Source organism: Methanoculleus chikugoensis (genome assembly GCF_900095385.1).
Classification (GTDB): Archaea; Halobacteriota; Methanomicrobia; order Methanomicrobiales; family Methanoculleaceae; genus Methanoculleus; species Methanoculleus chikugoensis_A.
Map to the genome: position 1 here is coordinate 75,750 of NZ_FMID01000004.1, position 16,097 is coordinate 91,846.

General features: G+C 63.8%; 15 protein-coding genes. 9 read left to right on the plus strand and 6 right to left on the minus strand.

Translation table 11 applies throughout. The annotated features are described in order from the left end of the window. Positions 1-466: 466 nt before the first annotated feature. From L21_RS00795 to L21_RS00805, 3 genes are read right to left on the minus strand one after another with little or no spacing between them, the layout of a single operon-like run. Entirely contained in the window at positions 467-1,231 is a 765-nt protein-coding gene (locus tag L21_RS00795; RefSeq protein ID WP_074368599.1) for a segregation/condensation protein A, read from the minus strand. Continuing rightward, a complete protein-coding gene (gene smc, locus L21_RS00800; RefSeq protein ID WP_074368600.1) occupies positions 1,224-4,667 on the minus strand; it encodes a chromosome segregation protein SMC in 3,444 nt (1,147 codons plus the stop codon). Before smc ends, L21_RS00795 begins: the two co-directional genes overlap by 8 nt. A gap of 17 nt (positions 4,668-4,684) precedes the next feature. Further along, complete coding sequence (locus L21_RS00805) at positions 4,685-5,407, minus strand: DUF7518 family protein (RefSeq protein WP_074368601.1); 723 nt, start codon at positions 5,405-5,407, stop codon at positions 4,685-4,687. A 257-nt stretch (positions 5,408-5,664) separates the two neighbouring features. Between L21_RS00805 and glyA the strand changes: the two genes are divergently transcribed. Genes glyA through cofE form a run of 4 tightly spaced genes read left to right on the plus strand, consistent with a single transcriptional unit; the run spans position 5,665 to position 9,378 of the window. Continuing rightward, positions 5,665-6,936 (plus strand): serine hydroxymethyltransferase, encoded by a 1,272-nt coding sequence (gene glyA / locus L21_RS00810; protein ID WP_074368602.1) that lies wholly within the window; start codon positions 5,665-5,667, stop codon positions 6,934-6,936. Further along, positions 6,933-7,784: a bifunctional methylenetetrahydrofolate dehydrogenase/methenyltetrahydrofolate cyclohydrolase FolD gene (gene folD / locus L21_RS00815; protein ID WP_074368603.1), complete on the plus strand. Its 852-nt coding sequence runs from the start codon at positions 6,933-6,935 to the stop codon at positions 7,782-7,784. The genes glyA and folD overlap by 4 nt, the downstream gene beginning before the upstream one ends. Continuing rightward, the gene (gene folP, locus L21_RS00820; protein WP_074368604.1) at positions 7,760-8,575 is read left to right on the plus strand and encodes a dihydropteroate synthase; all 816 of its coding nucleotides are present in this window, start codon (positions 7,760-7,762) and stop codon (positions 8,573-8,575) included. The genes folD and folP overlap by 25 nt, the downstream gene beginning before the upstream one ends. Then, a complete protein-coding gene (gene cofE / locus L21_RS00825; RefSeq protein ID WP_074368605.1) occupies positions 8,572-9,378 on the plus strand; it encodes a coenzyme F420-0:L-glutamate ligase in 807 nt (268 codons plus the stop codon). Before folP ends, cofE begins: the two co-directional genes overlap by 4 nt. On the opposite strand, the gene cofC is transcribed toward cofE, so the two are convergent. Further along, positions 9,304-9,951, minus strand: coding sequence for a 2-phospho-L-lactate guanylyltransferase (gene cofC / locus L21_RS00830; RefSeq protein ID WP_074368606.1), 648 nt, complete (start codon positions 9,949-9,951; stop codon positions 9,304-9,306). The genes cofE and cofC overlap by 75 nt on opposite strands. Before the next feature lie 372 nt (positions 9,952-10,323). Here cofC and cofG point away from each other — a divergent pair, with 372 nt between their 5' ends. Genes cofG through L21_RS00850 form a run of 5 tightly spaced genes read left to right on the plus strand, consistent with a single transcriptional unit; the run spans position 10,324 to position 12,805 of the window. Further along, entirely contained in the window at positions 10,324-11,319 is a 996-nt protein-coding gene (gene cofG, locus L21_RS00835) for a 7,8-didemethyl-8-hydroxy-5-deazariboflavin synthase CofG (protein ID WP_074368607.1), read from the plus strand. Between the two features lie 43 nt (positions 11,320-11,362). Then, a complete protein-coding gene (gene purC / locus L21_RS00840) occupies positions 11,363-12,088 on the plus strand; it encodes a phosphoribosylaminoimidazolesuccinocarboxamide synthase (protein ID WP_074368608.1) in 726 nt (241 codons plus the stop codon). Continuing rightward, on the plus strand, positions 12,085-12,327 hold the full coding sequence (gene purS / locus L21_RS00845; protein ID WP_074368609.1) for a phosphoribosylformylglycinamidine synthase subunit PurS: 243 nt from the start codon (positions 12,085-12,087) through the stop codon (positions 12,325-12,327). The genes purC and purS overlap by 4 nt, the downstream gene beginning before the upstream one ends. Before the next feature lie 3 nt (positions 12,328-12,330). After that, positions 12,331-12,504 (plus strand): hypothetical protein, encoded by a 174-nt coding sequence (locus L21_RS13720; RefSeq protein WP_256711812.1) that lies wholly within the window; start codon positions 12,331-12,333, stop codon positions 12,502-12,504. Between the two features lie 22 nt (positions 12,505-12,526). Beyond that, complete coding sequence (locus L21_RS00850; protein WP_074368610.1) at positions 12,527-12,805, plus strand: ferredoxin-thioredoxin reductase catalytic domain-containing protein; 279 nt, start codon at positions 12,527-12,529, stop codon at positions 12,803-12,805. Positions 12,806-13,234: 429 nt separating this feature from the next. Here the strand turns inward: L21_RS00850 and L21_RS00855 are convergent, their stop codons facing one another. After that, the gene (locus L21_RS00855; protein WP_074368611.1) at positions 13,235-14,884 is read right to left on the minus strand and encodes an ABC1 kinase family protein; all 1,650 of its coding nucleotides are present in this window, start codon (positions 14,882-14,884) and stop codon (positions 13,235-13,237) included. Positions 14,885-14,927: 43 nt separating this feature from the next. Next, on the minus strand, positions 14,928-16,097 hold the full coding sequence (locus tag L21_RS00860) for an MFS transporter (RefSeq protein WP_074368612.1): 1,170 nt from the start codon (positions 16,095-16,097) through the stop codon (positions 14,928-14,930).

Here is a 16,097-nt window from a genome sequence, read left to right on the forward strand (position 1 = left end):
CCCCGCACCGGTTCAGAAAAGTGGAATCGCGCTGCCGAACTCCCGGGATTCACCCCTCAAAAGACCTCACCGGGGGCAAGAGCGCGGGTAAGATCCCATGCGCGCAGCCCCATCAATCACGGAGCGGGCATAATTATCGCAGGAACAGGGCGATCAACGCTATCAGACCGGGGATGAGGAGTCCTGATCCAGAACTGGACCACGGTATCAAAGGTTCCACATAACGCCGCCCCTGCCCCCCTCCACACTTTTGATGCTCACGCCCCGGCTCTTCAGCCTATCGCGCCGTCCCGGCAGTCGCAGAACTGGAGATGCAAAAGACGACGGCCCTTTGACCATCGTTCCTCCGGTGCGGCAACTCCGCTCAGGAGAAAACGTCGCTCTTTGCGCGAGTTTTCAGTAGAGTGGATGAAACGACCTCACGCGTTGAGCGTGAAAGGCTGTTGAAAGTTTGACGGGAGTTTCCTCAGGACTGTGACGAAGTAGTGTTATCGGCCTCTGCGGCATCGTTGTCGGGAATCTGCTCGCCGACATAGATCTCGCCGAAGAACTCGTCCTGCCAGAGCGCGAGTTTGCCCTCGAGCATCAGGAAGAGGAGCGGGATGTAGACATCGCGGCGGCTCCGCCCTATGGCGCCGGAGAGATCGCCGAGCGTCAGGACATCCCCGTTCGGGGCAGCGCGCCGGAACTCCTTCATGACGACCTCGACCGCACCCAGGTAGCCTTCGTCGTGCGCCACCGCCACCACATCCCGGGCGTCGAGATCGAGGTCCGGCTCTCTCGGCACAGAGACCCGTTTGCGCTGCCTGCGCCGCTGCTCCTTCTCCGCCGTTTTGAGCTGCTTGATGAGCTCGTAGAGCGTGACCGGGGGGCGTTTCCGCAGGTTCTTTCGCCCCAGGCGACGCTGGATCTCCCGCTCCAGGCGGCCGATCGGCTCGGCCCCTCCGCCCGACTCGAAGTCGAACCCAAGATCATCAAACGACTCCTCCTCGTCATCGTCAAACGAATCCTCGTCCTCTTCTTCGCCCCAACTATCGAGGTAATCCGACTTCAGGCGCAGCAGGCACGCGGCATAAAAGAGCGTCCTCCCCGAGATCCGCAGGTCGAGCTCCTTCCGGCGGTCGAGTTCGGCGAGGAACCGGTCGGTCACGTCAACGATATCGATGTTCCAGGGATCGACCTCTCCCCGCTCGGCCATGCCGGCCAGGATCTCGACAGGTTCCTCATCCATTGTTCTGCACACCGGTCACGTAGGTGCTCTTGTCAGCGCGGATCGTCACGCCCACGATGCGGTCGGCGCGCTCGATCATCGGTTTTCGAAGCGAGACGATGATCGACTGCGCGTTCCCCGAGAGTTCGCTCATCATGGTGGCGATGCGGCCGACGTTGTTCCCGTCGAGGAACATATCCACTTCATCGAGCGCATAGAACGGCGCGGGCATGAACTGCTGGATGGAGAAGATGAACGCGAGCGTGGTGAGCGACTTCTCGCCCCCCGAGAGCGCGGAGAGGAGGTGCACCTTCTTGTCGCGCGGCTGGACTGCAAACGTCATGCCGCCTGCGAAGGGATCCTCCTCGTTGTCGAGGACAAGCCTCCCGCTCCCGTCGGTCAGGCGCGCGAAGATCTCGCGGAAGTTCGTGTCGATCGCGGTGAATGCGGTCATGAAGGCGTCGTACTTCATCTTCTCGTATTTCTCGATCCGCTCGAGGAGCATCATCCGCTCCCGCGAGAGCACCTCTTTCTTCTCCGTCCGCTCCTCGACGCGAGCGGAGACCCGGTCGCACTCCTCGATCGCGAGCATGTTCACCGCGCCGATCTTCTTTAACGCCCGCTCGGCCTCCGCGATACCGGCTTCGATGCCGGCGAGGTCGAGATCCGTCTCCACGTCGCCTGCCTGCTCCCTGAGCACCGCGAGTTCTTCGAGGAGCGTCCGTTCCCGCTCCTCGAGAGCATCGATCTGCATCCGGATCCGTTCCATCGTGCCCGAGAGTTCGAGCGAGCGCTGGTCGAGCACCCGGATCTCCGCGAGAACCCGGTCGCGCTTCTCATGCAGGCCGGCAAGTTCGTCGGAGAACTCCTTCTGGCGCGCCTCGAACTGCACGATCAGACGACGCTGTTCCTCGATCTGCTCCTGCGTGGTCGCGATCTCGCCGTCGATCTCCCGGTTCTTCGCCTCCAGACGGCTCCGCTCCGCGGCAAGTTCCTCGATCCGGTTCGCGAAGTGCTGGCGCTCGCGCTTCGCATCGGTGATGTCGGCATCCTTGTTCCGGAGCCGCCGCTCGATATCCTCGACAGTTTTGCGGATGCTCTCGTACCGCTCGCTGAGCTCCGGAACCTCAGTATCGTCGAGTTTCTTCTTGAGGTCGTCGATCTCCGCCGAGACCTGCGCGATCTCGCCGGTTATCCGTTCGAGATCGCCCTCGAGCCGTGCAAGCTCCTCGCCGCCGTTCTTCGCGGCATCGAGCATCTCCTGCAGGCTCTCTTCGAGCGTCCGCTTCTCACCGGAGAGCACCTCGATCCGCTTCCGGAACTCGTCCACCAGCATCCGGTAGCGCGCAACCTGCTCGTCGATCGAACTCCGCTCCGCTCGTTTCGCCTCCGCGGCCACGGCAAACCGGCCGATAGACGCCTCGATCTCGCCCGCCTCCGCCTCGAGTTCGGCGAGCTTCGCGCGAACCCGCGCGATCTCGTCGTCGACCGCCACCCCGAACCCGCGGACCTTCTTTCCCTGGGAACCGCCGGTCATGGCACCGCTCCTCTCGACGAAATCGCCATCGAGAGTGACCATCCTGTACCGGCCCATCAGCCGCCGCGCACGATCGAGGGTGTCCACCACAACCGTCGCGCCGAAGACGACCCGGAACGCGCGGTCGAACGCCGGGTCGAACTCCAGGAGATCGACCGCGTAGCCGACGATCCCCGGATCGGCCTCGAGCGGCGAGAGGATCGGGGGCCGGAGTTTGTTGAGCGGCAGGAACGTGACCCGCCCGAGCCGGTTTTCCTTCAGGTAACGGATCGCATCGGACGCCACCGCGTCGGTATCGACGACGACCCACCTGAGCCGGCCCATCGCCGCCACGTCGAGCGCGGTCGCGTACTCCGGCGGGGCTCGCCCGAGCTGCGCGACCGCGCCGTGGACGCCGTCCATCCCGAGCACGACCTCCATCGCCTTCCCGCCGGCATCGCCGTGCGCCTGCTGCTGCGCCTCATAGCGCATCAGGTTCTGCTCGTTCTCCCGGATCTCCTTCTTCAGCCGATCGAGCGCCGACCGCCGCCCAAAGAGCGTGCTCTCCGCCTCGGAGAGATCCCGCTCGATCTGGTGTTTCTGTGCCTCGCAGTCGGCCATGCAGGAGGAGTACTCCGCAACCTGCTCCTGCTTGTTCGTGAGTTCCTCCTCGATCTGGGCGATGCGCGCGTCCAGGCGTTCCCGCTCCGACGTCCGCATCCGGCTCTTCTCGATGAAGAGGTCCTGCTCGCGGAGGATCTTCGACCGGAGTTCCTTCTTGCTCTCGAGATCCTGCATCTTCGCGAAGAGCTGGTCTTTTACCCCTTCGACCTCCTTGCTCCCGCTCGCGATACGCTCCTCGATCCCTGCCATCTCGTCGCGCTCTTTCGCGAGTTCCATGGCAAGGTTAGCCCGGTCGATCGAGAGGTTGCGGATCTGCGCGGCGCACTCCTCGACTTTCGCCTCGGCGCGTTTGCTGTCGAGATAGACCCGCTGGACAGCCTCGGCATTCTCGTCGCGGTTGACCTTCAGTCGCTCGATGCTCTTCTCGCCGAGTTTGATCGCGCTTCGCGCCTCTTCGAGCCGTCCGACGAGTTCGAGATACTCGGGACCGCTCTTGTGGTTTATCTCCTCTTCGACGGCCTGCTGGCGTCCGTGCGCCTCCTCGATCTCCCTCTTGACGGCCTCGACCTCTCCTTCGGTGCGTGCGACCGCCGCCTGCTGATCGCGCATGAGATCGTGAAGGGTGCCGATCTCCTGCTCTTTATGCCGGACGAGCGCCGCCCCCCGGCACTGTTCGAGGTGTTCGAGTTCCTCCTGCCACCGCCGGTACTCCATCGCCTGCTCGCGCTCGTGCTGGAGCGCGTCAAGCCGCGCCACGAGCTCGTTCAAGAGGAGTTCCTCGCGTTCGAGCCGTTCCCGCACCACTTCGAGCTCCGAGAATGCCTGTCCGCGCTTCTGATCGAACTCGGCGACACCCGCAATCTCGTCGATGATCTTGCGCCGCTCGCCGTCGGTCATCTCCATGATGCGGGTGATGTCGCCCTGCATCACGACGTTATAGCCCTCCGGCTTGATCCCGATCTTCGCGAGGAACTCGATGACGTCGCTCTGCTTGCAGAGGCGGTTGTTGAGATAGTTGTAACTGTAGTATCCCGCCGGCGTCCGCTTGATCCGGCGGCGGATCACCGTGCCGTCCGAGAACGTGACCGTCACCTCGGCGGTGTTCTTCCCGGAATTGACGTTGATGAGATCGGTCAGCTTCTCGGCCCGCAGCCCCCGCGCACCCGAGAGGGCCAGGACGAAGAGGATGCTGTCGATGATGTTGCTCTTTCCGGAGCCGTTCGGGCCTGAGATGACAGTAAATCCTTCGAAAAAAGGAATTTTCGTCTTTCTGGCGAAAGACTTGAAGTTGTCGATCTCAAGCTGCGTGATGTACAAGGACGGGACTCCCTTACCTATCGATCGAGGTCGACGGTGTCGTCCTCGTCGGCCTGGATGACGTCATTGACCGGACGTGCCTTCTGCTCGACGAAGAGCTTGCGTTCGGCCGGTTTGCCGCCTTTACCCCGGCCCTTCGCCGCGGCGATCCCGGACCCGGTGCTGGCGACGATGTACTCGGAGGATCTCCTTGGCTCCGGTTTCAGCGTCCCGTCGTTCTGCATGATGAGCTCGAAGTCCTTGTCGTCCTCCGGAGCGGGCGCGGGCTGCCGCCGCTCCACCTGGCGCGCAGGAGCCTTCCGCTCCACGGCACGCACGGGGCGCGGCTCGGCGGCGGCGCGTGGTTCCGCCTGGAGCGTGACGGGGGCCTTCTTCTCCTCGACCGGCACAGGTGCCTTTCGGCGCTCCTCCGCATCCCGGGCGAGTTTCATCACGATCGATTTGATGTCCAGAACCTCTTCCGTCAGGCCTTTCACCACGGCCTCCAGTTCCCGCACCTTCCGTTCCACGTCGCGCAGACGCTCGTCTCCCGTCTCCGGCGCCCGGGATTGCCCGCGGTCTTCCGCCAGGCCCCTCATCACATCCTCGAACTCCCGCACTTTCCGCTCAAGGTCGTGCAGGCGCTCGTCTCCCGCCGCCGATACCGGCGGCTGTTCTCGCTCTCTCATCGTCTCCATCTCCTTCTCGCGCTCCGCAAGTTCCCGCTCAAGAAACCGTATCCTCGCATCCTTCTGCGCCATTATCTCCCTCAAACTAATCCTTGATAATAATTACGTAATAATATTACTATAGATTCCCCCGAATGAAGAAGTATTACATTTAATCCGGGACGCAGTCGGGGAAATCCCGGCGGCCGTCGCGGATGACGGCGGAGCCGCATCCCCCGGGGCCCATGCCCGCGTCTCGGGAGGCCGTACAAAGAATGCCTCCCGCGCAGCTGCAACCGGCCCCGTATAAAAGAAAGCATATTACCTCAACGGAGCAACCCTTTTTCTGCATGTCTAATCTGGCAAACTTCGATCCAGAAGTCGCAGGCCTCATCGAGAAGGAGCGCCTGCGCCAGGTCAACGGGTTGGAACTGATCGCTTCCGAAAACGTCGTCAGTAAGGCGGTTCTCGAAGCGATGGGTTCTATCATGACCAATAAATATGCCGAGGGATACCCCGGCAAGCGCTATTACGGCGGCTGCGAGTTCCATGACGTCGTGGAGAACCTGGCGCGCGACCGGCTCTGCGAACTCTTCGGGGCCGAACACGCGAACGTCCAGCCTCACTCCGGGAGCCAGGCAAACCAGGCTGTCTACTTCGCCTACCTCGGCTACAAGGACAAGATCATGAGCCAGAGCCTCACCCAGGGCGGCCACCTCTCCCACGGATCGCCGGTCAACATCACCGGGCGCTGGTACTCCATCTTCCACTACGGCGTCGACCCCGAGACCGAGACGCTCGACTACGCGGCGATCGAGGAGATCGCACGGACAGTGAAACCGCAGATGATCGTCTGCGGCGCGAGCGCCTACCCGCGCGAGATCGATTTCAAGGCCTTCCAGGAAGTCGCCGATACGGTCGGCGCGCGGTGCATGGCCGATATCGCCCACATCGCCGGACTCTGCGCGACCGGATACCACAACTCCCCGGTCGGGGTCGTCGACATCGTGACGACGACGACGCACAAGACCCTGCGCGGCCCCCGCGGCGGCGCCATCATGTGCGGCAAGGAGGATGCGGCCGCGATCGATAAGTCGATCTTCCCGGGAATGCAGGGCGGCCCGCTGATGCACACCATCGCGGCAAAGGCGGTCTGCTTCAAGGAAGCCCTGACCCCCGCGTACAAGGACTACTGCGGGCAGGTCGTCAAGAACGCAAAGACGATGGCCGACGTCCTCGCAGAGGAAGGGCTCGATCTCGTCTCCGGCGGCACCGACAACCACCTGATCTTGCTCGACCTGACCGGGGTCTCGACGAACGGCGAGCACCTCACGGGTCTTGCGGCCGAGACCGCGCTCGGCGAGGCGGGGATCACCGTGAACAAGAACACCATCCCCCGCGAACAGCTCAGCCCCTTCGTGACGAGCGGCCTCAGAATCGGCACGCCTGCTGTTACCTCGCGCGGGATGAAAGAGGAAGAGATGAAGCAGATCGCTCACTGGATCGCCCGGGTCGTGAAGGATATCGCGAAGGACAAGACCTCGAAGAAGGCGATCGCCGAAGTGGGAGAAGAGGTTATTGCCCTTGCGAGCAAGTATCCCCTCTACCCTGAAGTAGCATGATACTCGACGGCAAAGCGGTCTCGGAGAAGAGACTCGAGATCCTCAAAGAGAGAATAGAAGAGTCCGGGCTCTACCCGCGCCTCGCGACCGTCATCGTGGGCGAAGACCCAGCGTCGCAGATGTACGTCCGCATGAAGCACCGGGCGTGCGAGCGCGTCGGGATCGGGTCGGTCGGGATCGAACTCCCGGCGGACGCCACGACGGAGCGGGTGCTCGAGGCGGTCGCGCGCCTCAACAACGATCCCGACATCAACGGGATCCTGGTCCAGCTGCCGCTCCCGGCCGGAGTCGATACCACCCGCGTCATCGAGGCGGTCGCGCCCGATAAGGACGTGGACGGGTTCCACCCCTGCAACCTCGGCAGGCTGTTTTCCGGAGCCCCGGTCTTTGCGCCCTGCACCCCACAGGGGATCATGACAATCCTCGAAGAATACGATATCCCGATCCGCGGCAAGCGGGCGGTCGTCGTCGGCCGGAGCATCGACGTCGGCCGGCCCATGGCCGCCCTGCTCCTGAACGCCGACGCGACCGTCACCATATGCCACTCGAAGACCGAGAATATCGAGGCGGAGATGCGAAACGCCGATATCCTGGTCAGCGCGATTGGAAAAGCGAAGTTTGTCGGGCCGGAGATGGTGAAGGAAGGCGCAACGGTCATCGACGTCGGGATCAACCAGGACGAGCAGGGCAAGCTTTGCGGCGACGTCGATTTCGAGGCGGTGAAAGACCGGGCGGGAGCGATAACCCCGGTCCCCGGAGGCGTCGGCCCTATGACCATCGCGACGCTGATGGAGAACACGTTCATGGCGGCCAAGATGAGGACATGCGACAACACCACTGTTTGGTAAACCGTCTCCGGATCGGCGGCGACGCTCCGGTTCGCCTGATGGGCGTCATCAACTGCAGCCCCGAGTCGTTCTACCGGGGCTCCTATATCCCGGCCGGAGAGGTCTACGACCGCGCCCTCGCCATGACGGCAGCGGGCGCCGATATGATCGATCTCGGTGCGCGGAGCACGGCCCCGGGCTCTTCTCCCATCACCGTCGCCGAGGAGGCGGCACGGGTGGACGCGGCCCTCTCGGAACTCGACGGGACCGGGATCACCCTCTCGGTGGATACCCGCTACCCGGAGGTGCTCGAGGTCTGCCTCCGCCACGACGTCCATGCGGTGAACGATATCTCCGGGCTTGCAGAAGAGCGATACGCGCGGGCGATCGCCGACTCCGGGCTGCCGGTCTTCGCGATGGCGAGCTGCCGGGAGCCCGGCGACGCCGCCGGAGTTGCCGCCACACAGAAAGCCCTCGAAGCGGTCGTCGGCCGGTGTGCGCGCCTCGGGATCGAGGAGTACGTCCTCGATCCCGCCGTCGGGCGATGGGTTCCCGAACGGACGAACGAGGACGACTGGGAACTCTGCCGGAACTTTAACTCGTTCCTGGAGTTCGGCCGCCCGGTGCTTGCCGCGATCTCGCGGAAGACGTTCATCGGCGACCTGCTCGGCCGCCGGCCCGAAGACCGGCTCGCGGGCACCCTCGCGCTCACGACGATGCTCGTCGACGCGGGTGCGGCCGTCGTGCGGAGCCACGACGTCGCCGAGACCGCCGACCTCCTGCGGGTCCGTGCAAAGATGAGGCAGACATGACGACACCTTCATTCTCGGTATACGGCCTTGCGACCCCCCTGCTCCGCCCCGGCGATGACGTCGCGGCGCACCTTCTCTCGTCCGTCGAACACTCGGCCGCCCGGAACTTCGAGACGGGCGACGTCTTGGTCGTGGCAGAGTCCGCTCTCGCCACCGCCGAAGGCCAGGTCGTGAGGCTCGACGATATCGAGCCCTCGGCGGAGGGCCTCCGGCTCGCCGAAGAGTACGAGATGGATCCCCGGCACGCCGAGGTGGTGCTCCGGGAGAGCGACCGGATCGTCGGGGGTATTCCCGGGTTCCTGCTCTGCATGAAGAACGGGACGCTTCTGCCGAACGCCGGGATCGACGCCTCGAACACCCCGGCGGGCACGCTCGTCCTCCTCCCCCTTGACCCGGACGCATCCGCGGCGGGTATCCGTGCCGCGATCGCCGGGCGGTCGGGGGCCGACGTCGGGGTCATCGTCGTCGACTCCCGGACGCACGCGATGCGGCTCGGGTGCTCCGGGGTCGCGATCGGGTGTTCGGGCATCCCCTCGGTGGTCGACGAGCGCGGGAGAAAAGACCTCTTCGGCCGCGAACTTGAGGTCACGAAGAGAGCGGTTGCGGACTGCATTGCGTCCGCCGCAGAACTCGTGATGGGAGAGGCGGGGGAGTGCGTCCCCGCGGCCGTGGTGCGGGGAGTCGGGCTTCCCGTCGGCGATTATGCCGGGGTCGCCACGATCGACGCTTCAGAGTGCCTCTTTATGGGGGTCGCGCTGCACGCCGACCCGTCCCTTCTCGTCAAGGGCGATCGAGAACCCTGAGTTCTCCAGATACTCCCTGCTCTTTCTTCCTTTTCCGTGAATGAGGATCTCGACCAGGTCTTCCTTCTCGTCGATATCGGTCGACATCCTGAATGAATCGATCACCTCGACGGAGAAGCCGCACTCCTCGGCAATCCGCATGTGGTCGAGGAAACTCGCGCCGTAGTAGTCGGCGCGGAAGCACCGCGGCTTTTTCAAGAATATGATGTTCGTCCCGCCGCCCCGCCCCGGCACGATGGACATGTCCTTCTCGGTCCGGATCAGCCGCTGGATATCCCCGGCCGTCACCAGGGGGATATCGGCCATGATGATGAGCGCGGGACAGTGGAACTGCTTGAGCGCCCAGTTTATGGCGTCGTTGAGCGACTCCGTCCGGACGGCGACGAGGGCGTTCTCGTGTTTGAAGGAGTGGGTGCAGAGGAGGGTGGCGCTGCACCCGGACTTCTGCACGGCGGCGATCACGTCTTCAAGCATCGCCCGGGCGAACGCTTCCCGCTCTTCCTGGTCAAGGATGCAGGAGAGGCGCGTCTTGGGGTTTACCGGCTTAAAGGGAATGAGCGCGTGGAAGTACATTGGGAAACGGTTGTCGGGGCAGTATCAAAAAGGCATCGTTTCCCCGCGACGGGAAAAGGCAGCCCGGGCTAAATCGAAAACTCCGGATCCAACCCTTTTCAGGTGCTCACATTTCGGTTCTCGCACCTTCGCACCTGCCGACTACCTTGATGATCTGCTCACGCGAAGACGCGAAGACGCGAAGTCCAGTATAGTTGCCTGAAACTCCCTTCGCGTTCATCGCACCTGACGGTGCTCAAACCCTGGGCCTGCGGCCCGTCGCATTCCTACGGAACGTCGCGCCCTTCGGGAAAGTCGTCCTTCACGGCTTCGCGCGAGGCCACGTCGCCCTCACGACCGAAAGTTCATGTGCGGGAATGCCGACATATAGCCATGCACCGGCGCGTGATCACCTTCTCAAAGAACGCGTTTCTTCCCCTGACGACGGTCTGCCAGAACCGCTGCGGTTACTGCTGTTTCCGCACCCCCGTCGAGGAAGGGTGCGTCATGCCGCCCGACGAGGCGATCCTGACGCTGGAAGCGAGCGCAGCCCTCGGGTGCACGGAAGCGCTCTTCACCTTCGGGGAGCGGCCCGGCGCGGTACCGGGCTTTACCGAGATGCTCGGGCGGTTCGGCTACGCGGATATCCTCGACTACGTCTACGACCTCTCTCTCGCGGCCATCGAACGCGGTCTTTTGCCGCACACCAACGCAGGCATCCTCACCTACGAGGAACTCGGCTGGCTCCGCGAGGTGAACGCGAGCATGGGGCTGATGCTCGAGACGACCGCGGATATTCCGGCGCACGGGAACTCCCCGGGGAAGGACCCGGCGGTGCGGATAGAGATGATCGAGAACGCCGGGAGGCTCTCGATCCCGTTCACGACCGGCATCCTGCTCGGTATCGGCGAGACGGCGGACGACCGAGAGGAGTCGCTCCGGGTCATCGCCGACCTCCACCGGCGCTACGGTCATATCCAGGAGGTGATCGTCCAGAACTTCTGTCCGAAACCCGGGACCGCGATGGAAGGGGCGGCGGTCCCCGGCCCCGACGAGATCGCTGCGGCGATCAGCCTCGCACGCGAGATCCTCCCCCCGGACGTGGCGGTGCAGATACCCCCGAACCTTGCGGACGCATCCCGCCTCATCAGGTGCGGCGTCAACGACCTCGGCGGGGTCTCCCCGCTCACCATCGATTACGTCAACCCGGAGCATCCCTGGCCGCAGATCGACGAACTCCGGCGGATCGCCGGGGACGCCGAACTCCGCGAACGGCTCTGCATCTACCCGCAGTACATCGAGAAGGGCTGGTACTCCTCGCTCCTCGAACCCCTCATCCGGCGGCTCGCGGAGAGGATTGCCGCACCCGGACGGGACGCGGGTGCATAACCTCATGACAAATCCCGGACAACAGATACCAGGAGATCCGACCATGAAACAGGCTGACCTCCTCTACACGGGGAAGGCTAAATCCGTCTACCGCACCGACGACCCGGAGGTATACATCATGAAGTTCCGGGACGACATCACGGCGTTCGACGGCGAGAAGAAAGATACCCTGGAGGGCAAAGGGAGATACAACGCAGAGGTCTCGACCTTCATCTTCAGGTACCTGGAAGAGCACGGGATCAGGACGCACTACCTCGCGAGCATCGAGCCCGGCGTCATCGCCGTGCGGAACCTCACGATGATCCCGCTCGAGGTGATCGTGAGAAACGTCGCGGCCGGTTCGATCGTGCGCAACTACCCGTTCCGGGAAGGAGAACCGCTCGATCCGCCGGTGATCGTCATCGACTACAAGAGCGACGCCCACCACGACCCGATGCTGAACGACGACCTGATCTACGCTCTCGGTCTCACCACGCCCGAGGAACTCGACCAGATCAAGGCCATGGCGCTCGCGATAAACGAACTGATCAGCGAGTACCTCGACCTGCGCGGCATCACCCTGGTCGATTTCAAGATGGAGTTCGGTAAGTACAACGGCGAGATCGTCCTCGGCGACGAGATCAGCATGGACTCGATGCGCCTCTGGGACAAAGAGACCGGGACGTCCCTCGATAAAGACGTCTACCGGTTCGGCAAGGGGGACGTCATGGAGACCTACGCCGGCGTCGCGAAGCGGATCCTCTCCCCGCCCTGGGGCGAGCCCGCATGAGGTATACCGTAGTCATCACCATCGGACTCAAAGAGGGGATGCTCGACCCCGAAGCGCGTGCCATCCGGCACGCCCTCGCGAACCTGATGTTCCCGACCGACGACCTGACCACGGCGCGGCTGGTTCGGATCACGCTCGATGCACCGGATGCTATGGCGGCACGCGAGGAGGCGGCACGGATGTGCGAGCTGCTCCTCGCGAACCCGATTATCCACGACTACACGATTGAGGTCGAGTGAGGCATGCGGTTTGCGGGGATGCAGTTCGGCGGCAGCAACTGCGACCGGGACACCTACCACGTCCTCGCGACGATGCAGCATTCCGAGCGGGCGAGCGAGCCCGTGCTCGGGTCGGATGACGAAGTCAAAATCTTTAATTCGATGATAGCCTATATCGAAGGGTACAGGCGCCGATAAGTTGGATAATTGGAGTTTTATTATGAGTGAAGAAGGGATCGAAGAGGCGCGGACCAGGGCAAAGGTGTACGCGAAGGAGAAAGGGTTCATCTTGAACGTCGACGAGAAGCAGCTCGATGCCGTCCTCCGCGGGCTCGCCCGGAACAAGGAGCGGTTCGGGGAGGCATACTGCCCCTGCAGGCTCCGGAGCGGCGACCCCGAGAAAGACCGGATCATCGTCTGCCCCTGCATCTACCACGAGAACGAGATCGAGGAGCAGGGAACCTGCCACTGCCGGCTGTTCTTCAAGAAGGGCGAATAACTTTTTCCCCCGTCCCGGCAGCCGTACTGCGCAAATCCGGCCTATCAGGGCTCGATCTTCAAATCGTCACCACTCGCACCAGCACCACTCATACGCGATCGTCGGTTGCGTTCCGGATACGGCTTCCGTGGTGGCTATCGCCATTGGGGGAACGACATCCTGAAAGGACAGAGTTCGAGCACTGAAGGTGCGAAGAGGGGCTGACGGTGAGTGCGACGGTTCGTAGAACCGGAACTGGAGCACCGAAGAACGACGTTCCGCAGGAACGGAGTTTGAGCACCGTTAGGTGCGAAGGTGCGATATCCAATAGAAAGCCGATTCACCCTTTTTGCTCAGAATGCGGCTCAGATGATAGACGCCCCGGACATAAGGGCTTCAATTAGGGTATACCGAAGGTCCGGAGATCTTTTTGGGACGAACTCCTGTCCTTTACCGTCGGAGACCCCGGCTGTGCCTGAGGACGCTATAGACCGCATAGAACCCGACGATGACCGCGAAGACGTAGCCCAGCGTGGCGAGAACCGAGACGTACCCGGGCACGGGGATATCGGCAACCCGGAGCACCAGCGATGAGCCCACGACGACCGCGGCGACCACCACCCCTACGATGATCTTGTCGCTCGTCCGGTCGATGACGCCGACGATCTCGTCGAGGTCGTGGTCCTCGAGTTCGAGCTTAACGGTGCCCTCGGAGAGTGTCTTCAGCGTCTCGTTCACGTTCCCGGGGAGGGCAAGGAGGCCCTCGGCCGCACCGATGATCGACTGCACCGCACCCGTCACGTTATCCGGGGAGAGCCGTTGCGCCGCAGCGATATCGAGGAGGTACGGCCGGATCCTCCGGTCGAAGTTGAACGAGGGGTCGAGCCGGGTGCCGATATCCATCACCATGACGATCACCTTCATCATGATCATCAGGGTCGACGGCACCCGGATACGGTACCTGCGGAGGGTCTCGGTCAGGCCCCGGATCGCCGTCCCGAAGTTCACCTGCTCGATCTTCGTCTCCCGGTAGTCGAGCAGGACCACATAAAGGTCGTCTTTCACCGCATCGAGCACCGCCGGATCGATCCGGACGTCGAGTTTCTTGAGTGCCGAGATCACCCCGGCGACGTCCGTCCGGCTCATGGCGAGGAGGAGGTCCACGAAGACCCGCCGCCGTTCCGGGCGGAGGACGCCGACGATGCCGTAGTCGAGGAAGACGATCTCACCCTCGCATGTCACGAGAAGGTTGCCCGGGTGGGGGTCGCCGTGAAAAAACCCGTCGACGAAGATCTGCTTGACGTAGGCCTCAAACCCCGTCGCGGCGATCTCCTCGGGGATGAGGCCGAGGGACCGGATCGCCTCCACGTCGTCGATGCGCACACCCTCCACGTAGTCCATCGCAAGCATGGCAGGGCCGGAGAGGTCCCAGTGGATCCGGGGGATCCTCACGCACGGCAGGTCCGCGAGGTTCCGCTTGAGACGCTCCGCGTTCATCCCGTCCTGGGTGAAATCGAGTTCGCGCCGGATCTGGGTCACGAACTCCTCCACCACCCCCTCCGGGTTGTAGACCCGGAGATCGGGGAAGAGCGAGTTCGCCCGCTTCGCGAGGGACCGCAGGATCGTGATATCGGTCTCGATCAGCTCGGCGATCCCCGGGCGCTGCACCTTGAGGGCGAGGAGCCGGCCGTCCCGCGTCACGGCGCGGTGCACCTGCGAGAGCGAGGCCGACGCGACCGGTTCCGCCTCGATGATATCGAAACATTCCTCGAGGTTCCTGCAATGCTGCGCGATCACCGGCCGGATCTCATTGTAGGGGACCGGGGCGACCCGGTCCTGGAGTTTCTGCAGTTCCTCGACCAGCTCCGGGGGGAGGAGTTCCCGGCGGGTGCTTACGATCTGGCCGAACTTGACGTAGGTGGGCCCCAGTTCCTCGATGGCGAGCCGAATCCGCTCGTAGACCGACCGTTCGTCTTTCCGGGTTTTCCCGAGCCCCCGCAGCCGTTCTCCGCCGGGAACGATCTCCTCGACAAGGATCCCGAAGCCGTATTTGACCAGCACATCGGCGATCTGCCGGTAGCGCTGGAACCGGGTGACCATCGGGGATGAATCGGCACTCCCGGTACTTAAGGGATGGGGCGGTTCATCCCCGGGAGGGGAGCCGGCCCCGCAGGAAGGACTTCCAGGGGTAGGGGACGAGGAGGAAGAGCGGCACGGCGAGGACGATCGCGAGCGGGATCGTGGTGAGGCCGAGCGTCAGCGTCGTCATATCGGCGATCCACCCGGTGACCGCGACCCCCATCCCGCCCACGCCGACCGCGAGCCCGAGCATCAGGCCGGAGACGAGCCCGACGTTTCCGGGGGCTATCTCGTGCGCCATGGCGACGGTGACGGCGAAGGTCGACCAGAGGATGAACCCGAAGATCATCAGCGCGACGAGCGAGACGATGCCGCCGGTCGTGAGGAATACGACAAACGGCGGGATGGCGGCAACAAGCCCCAGGATCGTGTACTCTTTACGGCCGTAACTGTCGGAGAGCGCGCCGCCGACGACCTGCCCCACGACCCCGGCAATCAGCATGCCCGAGACCAGGATGTTCGCGGTCACGAGGTCGAACCCCCGCAGCGTGAGGATGGTGGGGAGGAAGGCGACCGAGCCGAAGATCGCCCATGCCCGGAGGCCGGATGCCGCGACCAGGAGGACGATCGCCCGATATGAGGGTTTGGCGGCAGGGGCGACAGGTTCCGGAACGGAGCTGCGGTCAGGGGAGGGGAGGATGCGCCGGAGCACCACCGCCATCACGAGGCCGGGGACGGCGAGCATGGCGAGGCCCGGAAGGCCCATCAGCCCGACGGCGACGCCCGCGCAGATGGGGCCGATGGCGTAGCCCAGGTTGCCGCCGATGACGAAGTAGGAGGTGATCCTGCCCCGGCTCGCGTCCCGGGTCAGGCGGCTGACGGTGCCGAGCGCGCTCGGGTGGAAGAAGGCGTGCCCGAGCGCCGCGACGGCTACGGACGCGAGCACGATGTAGTAGTTGTCGAGCAGCCCGATGACGGAGATGAAGATCGCGCTGATGGCGACGCTCGTGCCGATGTGGACGGCAAACCCCCGGGTATCGAAGACCCAGCCGACGAGCGGCTGCACGAACGACGACGTGAGGTTGTAGACCGTGACGATCAGCCCCGCGAGGAAGAACGAGTAGCCCTGCTCCGCGATGAGGAGCGGGAGGATTGCGGGGAGGACGGGCGAGTAGAGGTCGGTCACCAGGTGGGCGGCGGAGAGCCCCCAGACGGATTTGGTATTGGAGGTCAC